Source organism: Parasedimentitalea huanghaiensis, assembly GCF_009753675.1.
Lineage (GTDB): Bacteria > Pseudomonadota > Alphaproteobacteria > Rhodobacterales > Rhodobacteraceae > Parasedimentitalea > Parasedimentitalea huanghaiensis.
Genome location: NZ_WQLV01000002.1, coordinates 472,198 through 486,831, shown reverse-complemented (window position 1 = coordinate 486,831; position 14,634 = coordinate 472,198). Strand labels below are relative to the sequence as shown.

The following is a 14,634-nucleotide window of genomic DNA, read 5'->3' as shown; positions in this document are numbered from 1 at the left end:
GAGCAAACCAGCGATCCACAACAGAGACGTGACATTATCGTGAATTATTTCTGACGCTTCTAGAACACCGTGCTTTATCTGCTTGGGAATTATAAAATATACTTTTAGTATGTATCTTTAAAACGCCATTCTGCCGAAAGGCACTTAACTATTGCGAGAATATGATACTTGGAACGTGACGACAGAAAAACAGTTACATCTTGTTTTAGTAAGGTTTTTCAGAAGAAGGCTCTGCTTTCCACGAAGATTTATGCTGAAATATTCGACCAAATTCCAGAAGCGCGTAAGTTCATGCAGGGAGATGTGTTGCAACAAAAAGAGGGCTTTGTTTCGGTCCTGATCGAAGCGATGAAGATGCCTCAGACGGGAGAGGCCGCCGAACGTCGCATGGAGGAGCTCAGGCAATTGCATGTGCAGCTGGGGGTGACAGCTCAGCAAGTTGAGCGCGCGCTGAACATCATTCTAGAGATTCTGAGAGAGGAGCTTGCGGCTGATCTGACAGCGGAAGAACAAAAGGCGTGGGACCGCGTGATCCGGACGTTTGGCTTGGATCTTGCGGCGGGGCTGAGTTAGCCCCGCCAAAACTGTCGTATTAGACCGACATGCAGATGTATTTCATCTCTAGATAGTCTTCGATGCCGTGGTGGCTGCCTTCGCGGCCTAGGCCGGACTGTTTGACACCACCAAATGGGGCCAGCTCGGTTGAGATGATGCCAGTGTTGACGCCAACGATGCCGTATTCCAGCTCTTCTGCGACCTTGTACACGCGGCTTAGATCCTTGGCGTAGAAGTAAGACGCCAAACCAAAGATGGTGTCATTTGCCAGCGCGATGACCTCGTCCTCGTCTTCGAACTTGAACAGTGGTGCCAGCGGGCCGAATGTTTCATCGGTGCTGAACAGCATGTCTTTGGTGGCGCCAGTAACGATAGTCGGCTGGAAGAATGTTCCGCCCAGTTCGGATGGGTTGCCGCCCAGAAAGACTTCGGCACCTTTGGCGGTGGCATCGGCAATGTGGTCTTGTACCTTGGCCACGGCCTTGGCGTTGATCAGTGGGCCAAAGTGGATGCCATCGTCCAAGCCATCGCCGACATTCATCTTCTCAACGGCGGCCTTCAGCTTAGCGGCGAATTCGTCGTAGACGCCAGCCTGCACATAGATCCGGTTGGCACAAACACAGGTCTGGCCGTTGTTGCGGAACTTGCACATGATCGCGCCTTCGACAGCGGCGTCGATGTCAGCGTCGTCAAACACGATGAACGGAGCGTTGCCGCCCAGCTCCATCGAGCATTTCATGACGGTGTCTGCCGCCTGACGCATCAGAATACGGCCGACCTCGGTTGAACCGGTGAAGGTCAGTTTGCGCACTGCGTTGTTTTCGCAGAATTCCAACCCGGTTTCCGAAGCATTGGAGGAGGGCACCACATTGAATATACCGGCAGGGATGCCAGCGCGGTCGGCCAGAACGGCAATCGCCGTAGCCGACAGTGGCGTCAACTCGGCAGGGCGGGCGACAAAGGCACAGCCAGCAGCCAGCGCAGGGCCCGCTTTGCGGGTGATCATCGCGTTGGGGAAGTTCCACGGCGTGATCGAGGCGGCTACGCCGATGGGCTGCTTCAGCACGGTGATGCGTTTGTCGCGCTGGTGGCCGGGGATGGTTTCGCCGTAGATGCGCTTAGCTTCCTCAGCAAAGAACTCGATGAACGAGGCACCATAGGCTATCTCGCCGCGGGATTCAGCTAGGGGTTTGCCCATTTCGGCAGTCAGGATCACGGCCAAGTCTTCCTGGTTCGCCATCATCAGGTCGTACCACTTACGCAATACGTTGGCGCGTTCTTTGCCCGTCCACTTGGCCCAGTCCTTCTGTGCAGCCTCCGCCTGAGAAATGGCACCCGCGACCTGCGGACGTTTTACGTCTGCGACCTGAGCGATGACGTCGCCACGCGCAGGGTTGATAACGTCAAAGGTACCGTCGCCATCGACAAATTGGCCGCCAATATAGGCGCGGTGTTCCAGCAGGCTGGGGTCTTTCAAAAGGGAACGAAGGTCGGTGATAGTGTCGAGCATAGGGGCCTCCCAGAATTGATTTGTCCGATGCAAAGCAGTTGCGCCCAGATATGTCCAGAAAGATCCATAAGTCCAGAATTTGATCAAATGATCTGGATGAGCTTTGTCCACTGGAGGATCTCGGGCCAGCGACCAATTGACATTTGGATCACGGAAATATCCTTTAGGCTTAAATGAATCTGTGGGAGAGCTGGGATGGAATTGGACGACGCGTACAGCAACGGTGCTTACATCGATGGGGCAGAAGAATTCCCACCGCGCTGGGCGGCCAAGGCAGAGGCTTTTCGGGTATCGCTAGGAGATCGTGCCAAGTTGGATATTGCCTATGGCCCGGGGGAACGGAACAAGTTTGATCTGTTCCTACCTGAGGGTAAGGCTAAGGGATTGTTTGTCTTTGTTCATGGCGGTTATTGGTTGTTGTTTGACAAAAACAGCTGGTCCCACTTGGCCGCCGGGGCCTTAGCGAAGGGATGGGCTGTGGCGATGCCGTCATACGATCTGTGTCCGGACGTTTCGATCGCCGATATTACCAGCCAGATCGCAGCAGCGGTAACGCAAGCCGCTAGGGAGGTTGAGGGCCCGATTTCTTTGGCGGGACATTCTGCTGGTGGTCATCTGGTCGCGCGCATGCTCGACAAGGACCTGCTTGCACCAGAGGTCGGGAATAGGTTGCGTACTGCGGTACCGATTTCGCCTCTATCGGACCTGCGCCCGCTGATGCGGACGTCGATGAACGAGAAGTTCAAGCTGGATGAGGCGGCTGCTGAGGCCGAGAGCCCGATTCTGATGCAAGAGCGGTATGATGCAGAGGTCACCGTTTGGGTCGGCGCGGATGAGCGTCCTTCGTTCCTGGATCAGGCACAATGGCTGGCAGATGCCTGGAGCTGCGATCAGAAAATCGATCCGAGAAAGCACCATTTCGACATAATAGATGCCCTTAGCGACATGGACAGTGAGATGGTGGCAATTCTCACAAAATAAAACTTGCGCGGCGGAGAAATCCGCCGCAATTTCCAGCCAAGGGCCGGGCGATGGCGTCGCCGCATAACCACATGCTGCCCAAATATCTTATAAACCGTCCTGAACGCCGGGACCTTTCTTGTAAGAAGGAAGGGTCGAATATGACTTCACGTCCTGAAATGTATCGTTTTCACAATGGTGAAAAAGCGCCTTTGCAGTTTGCCGAGGCTGAGTATGCCAACCGCGTGGCGGGTCTGCGCAAAATTATGGTGGACAAGGGCGTTACCGCCGCTGTCTTCACCTCGATGCACAACATCTCATACTACTCTGGCTTTACTTACTGCGCCTTTGGCCGCCCATATGGGTTGGTTGTCACCGCTGATGAATGCGTGACGATTTCCGCCGGGATTGATGCCGGTCAGCCTTGGCGTCGCTGCTATGGTGATAACATCACCTACACCGATTGGCAGCGAGACAACTACTGGCGGGCGATTCTGTCTGTCTGTGGGCCAGACGCGGTTGTGGGTTATGAAAGCGACCACCTGTCGTTGTTGCAAAAGGGTAAGCTGGAGCATTACCTGAACCCGAAATCCACCGTGGACCTGTACGAGGCCACCATGGTGCAGCGGATGGCTAAGTCCGAGGCCGAGATCGAGATGATCCGCCAGGGCGCTGCGGTTGCTGACGTAGGTGGCTTTGCCATTCGCGATGCAGTCAAGGAAGGCGTGCGCGAGATCGATGTGGCAATGGCGGGTCGTGATGCGATGGAGCTGGAAATTGCCAAGCGATTCCCGGATGCCGAATACCGCGACAGCTGGGTCTGGTTCCAGTCGGGTATCAACACCGACGGCGCCCATAACCCAGTAACAGCCCGCAAGTTGCAGCGTGGCGATATCCTGTCGCTGAACACTTTTCCGATGATTTCCGGCTATTACACCGCGCTGGAACGGACCATGTTCGTGAAAGAGGTGGATGCCGAGAGCCTACGCATTTGGGAAGCCAATGTGGCGGCGCATGAATACGGCATTTCACTGTTGAAGCCGGGTGCGAGCTGTGCCGAGATTACCCACAAGATCAATGCCTTCTTTGAAGAGCGGGATCTGCTGCAATACCGCACCTTTGGCTATGGCCACTCGTTTGGTGTGCTGTCGCATTACTATGGGCGTGAGGCAGGTCTGGAACTGCGCGAGGACATCGATACCGTGCTGGAACCGGGCATGGTGATTTCGATGGAGCCGATGCTGACCATCGCCGACGGTCAACCCGGTGCTGGTGGATACCGCGAGCACGATATTCTGGTGATCCATGAGGACGACAACGAGAACGTCACCAAGTATCCATACGGGCCTGAGTTCAACGTTGTCGGGTGAGCAGGCTTCCCGGAAACGGTCAGCGGGACCGTTTGCCTGTGAACGGGCGGAGCCCCGGCGGCGCAGCTCTCCCGCCCGTCGATCACGCATCTAAGATGCGTTCCTCCCGTTGGGCCTGGCACTGCGCGTGGCGCAGTGCCTTAAGTGATTAAAGCCTCGGCATGAAATAGGACATGCCGAGCACCAAACACGATTAGCATTTGGGATGTTGTCAGGTCGAGGCTACTGTTACGTGTTTCGTTAAACAGGAGCGCACATCAGTGGCCGAGAGCAAGATAGACCAAATCCGAGACCTGTTGAAAAGCATCGAGACCGGAAATCCCGATCCTATCGCTGTGGTCAATGAGGCCAAGTACATTCAGCACAACCCGCAGACCCATGAGGGAAGCGAAGGATTGGTGCAACTGTTCCAGCGGCTGTCCAAAACAGGTCCACGGGTCAATATGGTGCGTGGGTTCGAAGATGGCGACTATGTGTTTGCCCATATGGAATACGACTTTGCCAGCCGGAAAATCTGTTTCGAAGTTTTTCGGTTCGAGGATGGTCAGGCCGTTGAGCATTGGGACAACATTCAGGAACGTCAGCCGCCAAACCCATCGGGCCACAGTATGGTGGACGGGCCTGTCGAGGTAGCAGATTTGGACCGGACCGAAGAAAACCGCGCGCTGGTTCGGCGTTTCGTAGAAACTGTTCTGGTCGCCGGACAGATTGAGCGCCTGAGCGAATTTGTCGATGAGGCATCTTACGTTGAGCATAATCCGGACATTTCTGACGGAGCGGCGAGCCTCCGGTCAGTCTTGAGCACCAGCGACAGTGGCCAAAAGCATATCAACTACCAGCAGGTGCACCTTGTTCTTGCTGAAGGTAGTTTTGTCCTGAGCGTCAGCGAGGGATTGAAGAGCGGTGTCCACTCGGCATTCTATGATCTGTTCCGTGTCGCAAATGGAAAAGTGGTTGAGCACTGGGACACCACAGAAAAGGTGGCGCCACAGGAACAGTGGAAGAATAACAACGGCAAGTTCTAGCAGCCCGTATGGGTGGGGGTAAAGAAAGCACGCATTGAGGTGCTAGGCGACATCAGGTCTGGCATCATACTCAGCCCGATCCGCACGAATGCCGGGCTGATGTTCCACAGCCCAACCGTTTAATTGACCAATTGCGGCGTGCAGCGACTGGCCTCTGTCGGTCAGTGCGTATTCCACCTGCGGCGGTGCCGTTGGTAGAACTCTGCGGCTGATCAATCCGTCTCTCTCCAGGTGGCGTAGAGTGACGGCAAGCATGCGTTGCGAAATTCCGTCAATCACCCGGCGCAGAGCATTGAACCGGCAGGGACCCTTGGACAGTTCTAGTATGGTCAGTACCGACCAGGCATCGCCAACACGGTCCAATACGTCCCGTATCGGGCAATCATAGTCCAGTTTGCGACGGGCTCCCATGAGGTTCTCCTGTGGCGGTTCCCTGAAGGTAACTATGAGACCAAAACATGCGTATTCCGTTGTTAGGTTCGCATGCGTATCTGGTTACTAGTCGTAACCACTACCTTAAAGGGAACTTACATGAAACTCCTAATTATTGGTGCCACCGGATTGATCGGCAATCGCCTAGTGGCTGAGGCATTGACGCGCGGACATCAGGTCACTGCAGCGTCTCGCAAAGGCACAGTGGTTGAGGGAACAACCGCGCTGGCGCTGGACGTGGCGCAAGCCGAAGCAGTCGCGACTGCGGCGAAGGATGTCGATGTTGTGATTTCCTCCGTCAGTCCCCGGTCAACCGCCAATCCTGCAGATGAGGCCGCGAGTTATGGGCAGGCGCTGATTGCCGCCGCCCAGTCCAGCGGCAAACGTCTGGTCATGGTGGGCGGGGCTGGCACACTGAACCTGCCTGATGGCACCCCTGTGGCCGAAGTTGTACCCGAGATGTACCGGGCCGAGGCGAAGGCGATGCGGGGCGTCTACGAAATGCTTGGGGATAGTGACATCGACTTTACGTTCCTGGCGCCGGCCGGGTTGATAGAGCCGGGAGGCCGCACTGGTGAATTTCGCTTGGGGGGCCGTGAGTTCATGACCGATGCCGAGGGCAACAGCCGGATCAGTGCTGAGGATTACGCCATCGCACTTCTGGATGAGGTCGAGACTCCGGCGCATCCGCGTCAGGTGTTCTCGGTCGCCTATTAAACCAACGAAGGTCACTGTGTAGGGTGTGTGCTTGCACGCACCGCTGAGGCTCATAAAGGTCGCGCCATGTGGTGCGGCCTTCTAACTGTACCCAAGGCTTTCCTTTGGCGACCTTGTCTGCGAAACTCCGCTTGAATTTATCGATTAAGGACGCTCCAGGGGATGTAAATTGAATTTACATCCCTATGTAGAGGGCAAAGAATTTTGTGGAAGGAACAGGGATTATGTCGTTTTCGAATTTTGAAAGCATGGTCGAAGACACTCAGAGCAAGGTGAAAGAGTCGCAAAGCAAGATTGCGGAGCTGACCTCTCGGATCGAAACCGCGCGCGACAAGATTTCTGCGGGTGAGGCGGCTGACATTGATATCGAAAACGCCACGCTTGAGGACGTGCATGCCCATACCGAAGTGATGAACAGCAATATTGCTGAGCTGATCATGGGTCTGGACGATGTGACCTCAGCCTTTTCGCAAGATTTCGACGAGATGCGCAACAAGACCGGCTGGGAGAGTTTTGTCGGGATTTTCAGCGCCGGCAAATCAGATTCGATGCGCCAGGAACGGATGCGCACCGCCAGTATTGATGACAAGCTGCAGGATCTGATCGCCAAGTCTGACACCATTGTTCAGCTGCTAGAGGGCCAGTTGGCGGTTCTGGATGAGCAAAAGGAAAAGGTTCAGGTGAACCTGACCGAGACGTTGGACGAGCGGGAAGCGACCGTGCAAGAACTAGAGAACGTGCGGGCCGAAATTCTGGCGCTGGACCCCAAGATTATTGAGCTGGAAAATAAAATCTCGGTTGAGCAGGACGCGGCGGCGCGGACCAAGCTGGAGACTGAACTTGCGGACCTGAACGCGGGCTATAACGCCATGGTGCAGGACGAGCAGGTCAAACTGGCCAAGAGCCAGACGTTGGAGCGGTACATCGAGAAGGGTAAAACTTGGGTCGATTCACTGCAAAACCAGGCGGCGACGCAGATGGTGCTGATCAACAAGCTGCAAACCGACACCCAGCAGCGGGTGGTGCTTTATGATGCGCTGACCAAATCGTTGAAGACCGCGCAGCAGCAGGATGTGGCGCACCGGATCAATGAAATTGGGGTGAAGACGGATCAGGAAGCGCAGACCGCAATGGCCTCAATCGGGACGGCGACCAACCAGAAGATGGCCGACATGCTGGACGCGCACGAGGACCACATGGTGTTTGCCCGCGACGTGCTAGAGAAGAAGGCCAAGGCGGATGAGCGCTTTGCCCGCCGCTTTGCCAAGATTGTCGAGAAGCATGATAAGAACTTGTATGGTGGGTGACCAGTTTGCGCCCAGTGGAAGACTTTCTCAGAATGTCATGGGAAGTATCTAGGTTAAGGCTAGCGCGTGTTTGTCGGTTTTTGGAAATATTCCTAACCCTGCAAATTCCACTGCTTCTGGTCGGGTTTGGTGTTTTCCACCTTTTTGCTGGCCGAGTGGTTTACGCTGTGTTTGTGGAGGGGGTGTACTATTTCGATGCAACTCCTAGAGGTTGGGAAGGACCACCTGTAATTTCTGAGACAAATGCGGTCTTGTTTTATTGGTATGTTGTGTTGCGGTGGTGGGCGATTTTTGTGGCAGTAGCCGGTGTGCTGGTAGGCGTTTCTCGCCACTATTTTGGAAGTAGGAATTTGCATGACGGTGAGTAATGAAGCGATTGGGCTAGGACAAAGCCAGTCTGCGGGCGGAAGCGAAGCGCCCGCCGTTTTGCCAGAGGCAAATCTGCGGTTTGAAGGGGGCGGACGGGCGCTGTCCGTGCCGCAAGCGACACGGAAGAGGGAAGCATGACTGACCCAGCCAAAGACCACACCGGCCTAAGCGATACCTTCGCCTCGCGCCGGTATTTCAAGAAGTTTGAGATCATTACCGAGCATCTGACTCGTGTGGCGGCAACGATGCAGGCCGAGGGCGCGTTGGGTAAACACGACGTCAAGGCGTTGACCGGTTATCTGATGCGGCTGAACTTTACCTTTCGCGCGCTCAGCATGAAATATCTGCTGGTTGGGCGCGATACCGGGCGGTTCTTTGGATCCCTCGCGATGGACACCCGCGACAGCGGCTTTCCGGTAGCAGCGGAATTAATGACCATGGCCAATGACGCGCAGCAGGCCGAGGGGCATCTGGCCAATATGCCGTCCGAGGATCAGTTAAAAGACGACATGGTGCGCAAGATCATCGCCGACCAAGAGGTGCCGACCAAGCTGCAATTTGCCCTGTCGCAACGCCTGTATTATCAGGAGCTGCTAAAGGGTGATCTTTTCTGGACCCAGAACGACCCCGAATGCCAATGGCAGGGCAAGGCCGATGGCGACCGGCGCAAGTTTCTGGTGCATTGGGCAGCCTACGACAGTCAGGTCAATCTGCCAGTGATCTACCTGATGGAACTGGAAGACAGCGGCAAGACCTCGCTACCCAAGGACCAGTACCGCTGGCCCGAGGTGCAAGCGCATCTGATGGCGCAGGGGTTGGCAGGGCTGAAGCTGCTGACCATCGCCAAGGGCTTTGACGAGGATTTTGACGACCTGCACCCCAAACGGCTGCGGCGCTATCACGTGGGGCCGATGTATTCCTCGGCTTATACCGAGCAATCCGGCCCGTTGCGGCGGGTGTTGGAGGACGCGGATGCTCCGACTGGGCAAGACTGGGCGATGGCATGGACCGTTGAAGAATTGACCAGCGAGGATGTGCGGCAGGAGCGGTCGGGTTGGTTTGGCAAGGTGGACCGCGAGGTGTTTGCGCTGGACCCATTTGGTGGGCGTGGGGCCGATACTGGGGCGACGCGAACGCAGCGGTCGATCATCCTGCCACAGCGTCCGTTCCAGGTGCTGGCCGAACAGGACCCGCCCGGCTTTGGCGATGTGCGCAAATTTGTGGTCAGCGATAGCGGGCAAGTGTTGCGCTATTAGATTTTAGGCCTCCGGCGGGGATATTTTTGGCCAGATGAAGTTGGGCATACATTGAAATCGGTATGCCAGATGTTTGAGGGGAATTCATTTATGAAGCGACGTCACTTGCCCGTGCTTGCGCTGTTGGGGTTGGCCGCTGCATGTACGCCAGTGGTTCGGCCCTCGGCTGACGTGTTGGCACAACGGTTGGCGGAACCCGACTTGGATGTTGAAGCGCATCAGCAATGGTTGTTGCGGCGCGGCTATCGGCAATTGGATCGTGAGGGGGCAGGGGGGCCGTGGCCCACGACAGGCCCGTGCTTTGGGAAGAGCAGTGGAAACATGCTGGCCGGGGCCGTTCTGGTGCGGGTTTGTTTTGCGGGGGATGAGCATCCTATTGTGCTGTCGGGGGAATCCTTTCGGCTTCGCTGGACCGAGGTCTATCCGGTCGACATGAGAGCGGCGGATTTTCAGGACGGCAGTGATTTTAGAGTTTCAAATGAGACATTGGAGACGATGACACAATGAGTTTGACAAGCGATCAGATGGAACTGCGTGAGGATGAAATCCAGAAGCATTACGGCGCTGCGGCGGCGATGCTGGAGGGGTTTGATCACACGCCACGAATTGCCAAAGCCAAGGTTGAGGCGGCAGCGCCCGAACGTTCACCGGGTGTTGCGCGGACGCGGCGGTTTCGGTCCACCACTCCGGGGTTGGTGACACGATCGACCGCGCGGCCCGAGGGTGTGCATCTGGTGGCGCGGATCGAGGCGGCGGATGATGATGACCCACTGACATCGCCCTTGCAGGCAACGGCGCAGCATGTGTTGCGGCGTGCGCTGGTGGTGGCTTTGGCCGTGGGCGAGGCCTATTCCGAGGCGTCTGGGCTGAGTGAGCTGAAGCGGGCCAATCTAGCCGGGTCGCTGGATGCCGGGCGCAAAGGGGAGTTTGGTGAGTTGCTGGCAGCTGAGGCGCTGGCGGTGGCGCATGTGTTTGCTAATGCCACGGCCTATTTACTGGCGCCGCATGCCAGCGAAGCCCAAGTGGAAGTGGGCGATGTTGAGGAGTTGCTGACGGATCATGCACAGCTGGCACTGCATGGCGCGCTGTGGGAGCTGGATCAGAAGTTGGCACAGTTTGCGCCGGATGATGCGGCGTTGATTGCTACCGTTGCCGCCTACGCTGAACAGTTGATGGAGAAGGCGGCGTTGCGGGCGCAGAACGCGCCGCGGCTGGCTCCGTTTACCGAGGCGGCCTGGCATATCGAGGCGGACGACCTGACCATTCGCGGGTTTGAACCGGCGGCCAAGGCTAAGTCGACCACCCTGACCATGACGTTCAAGAAACCGCACGAGGTGGTGGGCAACCATATCGCCAAGTATCAGGCGATGAAGCTGTCGAAAATGCTGATGGCCTATGACTTTGATCGCCGTCTGAACCCCTTTGCCGAACTCGGCGGTTTCATCTTTACCTTTATGGGCGACGGCAAGCCGGGCACCGGTAAGACGACGCTGATCCAGATGATGGCGGGGCTGGTTAATGACTACTGTCAGGTGGCGGGCTATCCGTTTCGCTATCAGAACCTGAGCACCGATAATATCGACAGCTATCAGGGCAAATCGGGGCAGAACGCCAAGGCCTTTATCAACTCGATCATCGACCCCGGTGTGATCGGTTTTGGCACCATTGATGATATCGACCAGCTGGCCGGTAAACGCGGCGACCGGCAGTCCTCGGCGGGGCAGCTGGAAATCACGGCGGTGCTGATGGAGAGCTTTGCCGGGGCCAATACGGTGGTGCGGGGCAACTGCACCTTTGGCATGTTCTCGAACTATCCGGAAAACGTCGATGATGCGCTGCGGCAGCGGGCCGGGGCGCGGTTCTTGGTGGATGGGCCGCAGACGCGCGAGGATTATGTGGACATCCTGAACCTGCTGATGGGCAAGAACCACAATATCCCGCTGGGCGAGCATGAACCGTTCGCCGCGCAGGAGATCAAGAAGGCCGTCGCCAAATCTTTTGAGGCGCATGCTAAGCCGCAGGAACCGGGGCTAATGAACGTGTTTGATCGCGCCGAAGCCCAGATTGGCGGCCTCGACACCATCGCCAAGCTGGGCAGCTATCTGAAGATGATCCAGCAGGCGGATGAGCGGTTTACTGGCCGGGCGATCAAGAACATCACCGACGCGGTCAAGGTGCGGGCGATGGATTTTGAACTGCCGGATGAATGGATGGAGAACCCTGAGCTGTTCCTGTTCCGCGATTACGACGCCAAGAAAGCGATGATCGAGGAGCTGCGGGTGCCGATCACTGTGGAGATGGTGATCCAGGAGATCAACCGCTACGCCGATAGCGAGTTCCGCTATGCCGACAAATCGGACGAGGTGGCGATTGACGGCATGGTGCGCGACTTTGGCCGCCAGGAAGAGGCGAAGCGGCGGTATCTGGAGGGGAAATCCTAATGGGCTGTCCCGCATCACGATATGTCCTGCCAAGTGTCACCCAAGCCCCCTCCCCATGGGGGGAAGGGAGGGGGCTGCGCGGCAAAGCCGCGCTGGTTTGTGGGATTGAGGTGAGCGCGTGAAAGACAAGATGACAGGTTTACTACAGCGACTAATCAAGTGGTTTCGTGATCCTCTTTGGATCCGAATGAAAACAGAGTGGCGCTCAATTTGGCCTGACCTGAAAAGCGATGAGCCACTGAAAGTTGGGCGTGCTCTAACCAAGATATTCTTGGCTCTGATCGTGCTGTTGGCAGTACTTCCTCAGCACACAGTTGCAGGTGGCTGGGACATTAGGATTGTCGCATTTCTGTTGTCGCCCCCCAACGAAATTGGAGACACCTTTGCGGGTATCGCCGGTGTCCTAGCGTTCCTCTGGATTATTATTACGGTTTGGTTGCAGTCCATCGAACTGCGCGAGCAGCGGGAAGTATTGACGTTGCAAAAAGATGAAATGGAACTGCAGCGCGAAGCGACGCAAGACATGGCGAAAGCTATGGCGGCTCAGGCGCGAGTATTTGAAGATGAACAGTCGCAACGTAGGGAACAACGTGCGAAGGAGCTATTTCAGCAAAAGGTTGAAACTTTAAGCCAGTATTTGCTGAGCCCTGAATTTAGCTGGGTATCGTGGCATTATGCCAGAAGTGAACACGATCTGCATTATTCTAAAGATGTTATTACATACGGATTTTCCCCTCATCGGAATGCCAACGAAACATTTGATGATTGGTTGGCGAGACATGTGGAGCATTGGGCGTCGTTGCCTAACTCAATTGACGAAGCTATCGCGACGTCTGAAGTTTATACACATCCAAAGCAACATGGGATCTTAGATAGAGTTGAAAGCAAGTTGGAAGAGGTAATATCCCTCAAAAACAAACTGGCTGATCCCGAAAAAGAGCACCTTCTACGTTTAAGAGCCGAGGCGGTATTGGAAGGTCTTCGAGATATCCGCGGGCACTCAAATTTATGGGCGACTACGAAGGAAGAGTTAGAATGAAACGCCTAATCCAACACGGGCTGATGTTCGGCAATCTGTTCCATGTGGCCTCGCCTGCCTTGGTGGAGCGTTATAACCGGGCGTTGCAGCATTTGACCGGCAAGACCACGGCGCTGACAGACTTTCATGTGGACATCTCGGGTTATTCGCCTGAAATCGGCGATGAGCTGGGGGATGATCTGTATCTGAACCATGCGGGCGTGAACCGGCAGTTTATCCTGCTGAGCACCGAACAGAAACGATCACCACTGTTGAACGAAAAATTCTCGGTCAATCGCGATATTCTGCGGCGGTTTATCAGTGATAATGAACGCCAGTTGTTTGCCCTGACCGCGACGGATGCGGTGGCGGGCGAGCTGGTGAACTCGGTCTTTGAAATCGACACTCCGGCGCGGTTGTTTGACATTCATAAAATCGAAATCGAGGCAGACACCACCAAGGGCACCCTGCGCCATGCCGAGCATCTGAGCGAGCTGGTGGACCGGTTCAAAGGTGAGGATGATGCCTGGTTTGACGACGTGCTGATCGCCGAGATGATCAGCACCGCCAAGCAGACTGGTGACATCACCCGCAACCCGGTGAAGCTAAAGCACGAGGCGTTTCAGCAGGACAATTACTGGACCGCGCATTTTGGCGGGTTGTATCTGTTTCAGGGGGTTGAGCACCCGGCAATAATCGCTAGTGGGGAAAAACCGCGCGGTGAGCTGCCGATCAAATATGTGTTTGATATGGCTGAGCGGAACCGGATTGCCAAGTTTCTGGATTACAACGGTTTGACCGAACCGGTGGTCAAGGCGCGTGGCGTAGATGGCGCGGCGATCCTGCGGCAGAAAATGGACTTTATCGCCGCCGATGCGCTGGCGGCCAAGGGGCATGATCTGACCGGGATGCACCGATCGAAACTGCGGCGGCTGACGGCGAAACATGCCAATGAACTGCCCGAAGAATACGAAGGGTTGGCGGCGATGGTGCGCTGGGCTGAAAGTGGCGGTCGTTGGCCCCGGATCAGCTCGGATCACCCGGCTTATTTCTATTCCCTGCGGGCTGCGGATACGCCGGATCGAAACTTGGTGAATATGCTGCTGGCCGAGTTGAGCCCGCTGGATGTGCGTCAGTTGTTCATCTGTCACAAAACACTATTCTATCAGCAGTACCGCAGTTGGCCCGAGGAAAAGAAGGCCTATGTGGTGCACTTCCTGGCCAATGAATACGCGGTGGACAAGGCCGGCGCGCGCGACGCGCTTTTTGGTCATGAACCTGATATGTCTGGGGACGACGCGCCGGAACTGCCGCGTGCAATGCCCAAGGTCCGCACCCGTGAACGGATGATCGACCGGGTTGGCCCTTGGGGCGCAGTGGCCCGTGAAAGGAAACGCTAGATGATTGCGCCGCTGGTCTTGTTGTTCGAATTGCTGGTCGTTCTGACGGTTGTCTATGTGGCGGTCTCGCTGTACTCGCGGGCTGTGCGTAAGTCCAAGCTGAAGCGGCACTGGAAGCAAAAAGGCCTGAAAGTGGACCGGGATGCCTATGTTCGGCGCGGGCTGAAAAAATACGATGGCTCGATCCGGCGCAAGCTGATCCTGTTGGTCTATATCATTCCACTGGGGGCGATTGGAATCCTAGTGTACACGATGAATTTCATGTGAGGGGACC

At 56.0% G+C, this 14,634-nt stretch carries 14 protein-coding genes; 12 read left to right on the top strand and 2 right to left on the bottom strand.

The window, feature by feature from the left end:
• The first annotated feature begins 168 nt into the window (after positions 1-168).
• On the top strand, positions 169-573 hold the full coding sequence (locus GO984_RS06110; RefSeq protein WP_157021657.1) for a globin: 405 nt from the start codon (positions 169-171) through the stop codon (positions 571-573).
• Positions 574-592: 19 nt separating this feature from the next.
• Here GO984_RS06110 and GO984_RS06105 read toward each other — a convergent pair whose 3' ends face one another.
• On the bottom strand, positions 593-2,065 hold the full coding sequence (locus GO984_RS06105; protein WP_157021656.1) for an NAD-dependent succinate-semialdehyde dehydrogenase: 1,473 nt from the start codon (positions 2,063-2,065) through the stop codon (positions 593-595).
• Positions 2,066-2,260: 195 nt separating this feature from the next.
• Between GO984_RS06105 and GO984_RS06100 the strand changes: the two genes are divergently transcribed.
• The 3 genes from GO984_RS06100 (at position 2,261) to GO984_RS06090 (ending at position 5,420) form a co-directional block, all read left to right on the top strand.
• Positions 2,261-3,046, top strand: a complete 786-nt coding sequence (locus GO984_RS06100; RefSeq protein ID WP_157021655.1) for an alpha/beta hydrolase — start codon at positions 2,261-2,263, stop codon at positions 3,044-3,046.
• A 140-nt stretch (positions 3,047-3,186) separates the two neighbouring features.
• Positions 3,187-4,395 (top strand): aminopeptidase P family protein, encoded by a 1,209-nt coding sequence (locus GO984_RS06095; protein ID WP_138161140.1) that lies wholly within the window; start codon positions 3,187-3,189, stop codon positions 4,393-4,395.
• Between the two features lie 260 nt (positions 4,396-4,655).
• Complete coding sequence (locus GO984_RS06090) at positions 4,656-5,420, top strand: nuclear transport factor 2 family protein (protein WP_167740240.1); 765 nt, start codon at positions 4,656-4,658, stop codon at positions 5,418-5,420.
• A 42-nt stretch (positions 5,421-5,462) separates the two neighbouring features.
• Here GO984_RS06090 and GO984_RS06085 read toward each other — a convergent pair whose 3' ends face one another.
• Positions 5,463-5,831 (bottom strand): winged helix-turn-helix transcriptional regulator, encoded by a 369-nt coding sequence (locus tag GO984_RS06085; protein WP_157021653.1) that lies wholly within the window; start codon positions 5,829-5,831, stop codon positions 5,463-5,465.
• Between the two features lie 120 nt (positions 5,832-5,951).
• Here GO984_RS06085 and GO984_RS06080 point away from each other — a divergent pair, with 120 nt between their 5' ends.
• The 8 genes from GO984_RS06080 (at position 5,952) to GO984_RS06045 (ending at position 14,627) form a co-directional block, all read left to right on the top strand.
• The gene (locus GO984_RS06080; protein WP_157021652.1) at positions 5,952-6,569 is read left to right on the top strand and encodes an NAD(P)-dependent oxidoreductase; all 618 of its coding nucleotides are present in this window, start codon (positions 5,952-5,954) and stop codon (positions 6,567-6,569) included.
• 224 nt (positions 6,570-6,793) lie between these two features.
• Positions 6,794-7,876, top strand: coding sequence for a coiled-coil domain-containing protein (locus GO984_RS06075; protein ID WP_157021651.1), 1,083 nt, complete (start codon positions 6,794-6,796; stop codon positions 7,874-7,876).
• A 503-nt stretch (positions 7,877-8,379) separates the two neighbouring features.
• Complete coding sequence (locus tag GO984_RS06070; protein ID WP_157021650.1) at positions 8,380-9,501, top strand: hypothetical protein; 1,122 nt, start codon at positions 8,380-8,382, stop codon at positions 9,499-9,501.
• A 90-nt stretch (positions 9,502-9,591) separates the two neighbouring features.
• A complete protein-coding gene (locus GO984_RS06065) occupies positions 9,592-10,008 on the top strand; it encodes a hypothetical protein (RefSeq protein WP_157021649.1) in 417 nt (138 codons plus the stop codon).
• Positions 10,005-11,942 (top strand): AAA family ATPase, encoded by a 1,938-nt coding sequence (locus tag GO984_RS06060; protein ID WP_157021648.1) that lies wholly within the window; start codon positions 10,005-10,007, stop codon positions 11,940-11,942. The genes GO984_RS06065 and GO984_RS06060 overlap by 4 nt, the downstream gene beginning before the upstream one ends.
• A 118-nt stretch (positions 11,943-12,060) precedes the next feature.
• Positions 12,061-12,981 (top strand): hypothetical protein, encoded by a 921-nt coding sequence (locus GO984_RS06055; protein WP_157021647.1) that lies wholly within the window; start codon positions 12,061-12,063, stop codon positions 12,979-12,981.
• Positions 12,978-14,360, top strand: a complete 1,383-nt coding sequence (locus tag GO984_RS06050; protein ID WP_157021646.1) for a DUF6638 family protein — start codon at positions 12,978-12,980, stop codon at positions 14,358-14,360. Before GO984_RS06055 ends, GO984_RS06050 begins: the two co-directional genes overlap by 4 nt.
• Positions 14,361-14,627 carry a hypothetical protein gene (locus tag GO984_RS06045; protein ID WP_157021645.1) on the top strand — a complete coding sequence of 89 codons (267 nt, stop codon included), beginning with the start codon at positions 14,361-14,363 and terminating at the stop codon, positions 14,625-14,627. It abuts the gene before it with no gap.
• The last annotated feature ends 7 nt before the right edge of the window (positions 14,628-14,634 follow it).

Bases quoted from the DNA above. Each gene is read 5' to 3' on its own strand.
- GO984_RS06080 (WP_157021652.1), top strand. From the start codon at position 5,952: ATGAAACTCCTAATTATTGGTGCCACCGGATTGATCGGCAATCGCCTA.
- GO984_RS06105 (WP_157021656.1), bottom strand. From the start codon at position 2,065: ATGCTCGACACTATCACCGACCTTCGTTCCCTTTTGAAAGACCCCAGC.
- GO984_RS06050 (WP_157021646.1), top strand. From the start codon at position 12,978: ATGAAACGCCTAATCCAACACGGGCTGATGTTCGGCAATCTGTTCCAT.
- GO984_RS06095 (WP_138161140.1), top strand. From the start codon at position 3,187: ATGACTTCACGTCCTGAAATGTATCGTTTTCACAATGGTGAAAAAGCG.
- GO984_RS06045 (WP_157021645.1), top strand. From the start codon at position 14,361: ATGATTGCGCCGCTGGTCTTGTTGTTCGAATTGCTGGTCGTTCTGACG.
- GO984_RS06085 (WP_157021653.1), bottom strand. From the start codon at position 5,831: ATGGGAGCCCGTCGCAAACTGGACTATGATTGCCCGATACGGGACGTA.
- GO984_RS06060 (WP_157021648.1), top strand. From the start codon at position 10,005: ATGAGTTTGACAAGCGATCAGATGGAACTGCGTGAGGATGAAATCCAG.
- GO984_RS06100 (WP_157021655.1), top strand. From the start codon at position 2,261: ATGGAATTGGACGACGCGTACAGCAACGGTGCTTACATCGATGGGGCA.
- GO984_RS06070 (WP_157021650.1), top strand. From the start codon at position 8,380: ATGACTGACCCAGCCAAAGACCACACCGGCCTAAGCGATACCTTCGCC.
- GO984_RS06075 (WP_157021651.1), top strand. From the start codon at position 6,794: ATGTCGTTTTCGAATTTTGAAAGCATGGTCGAAGACACTCAGAGCAAG.
- GO984_RS06065 (WP_157021649.1), top strand. From the start codon at position 9,592: ATGAAGCGACGTCACTTGCCCGTGCTTGCGCTGTTGGGGTTGGCCGCT.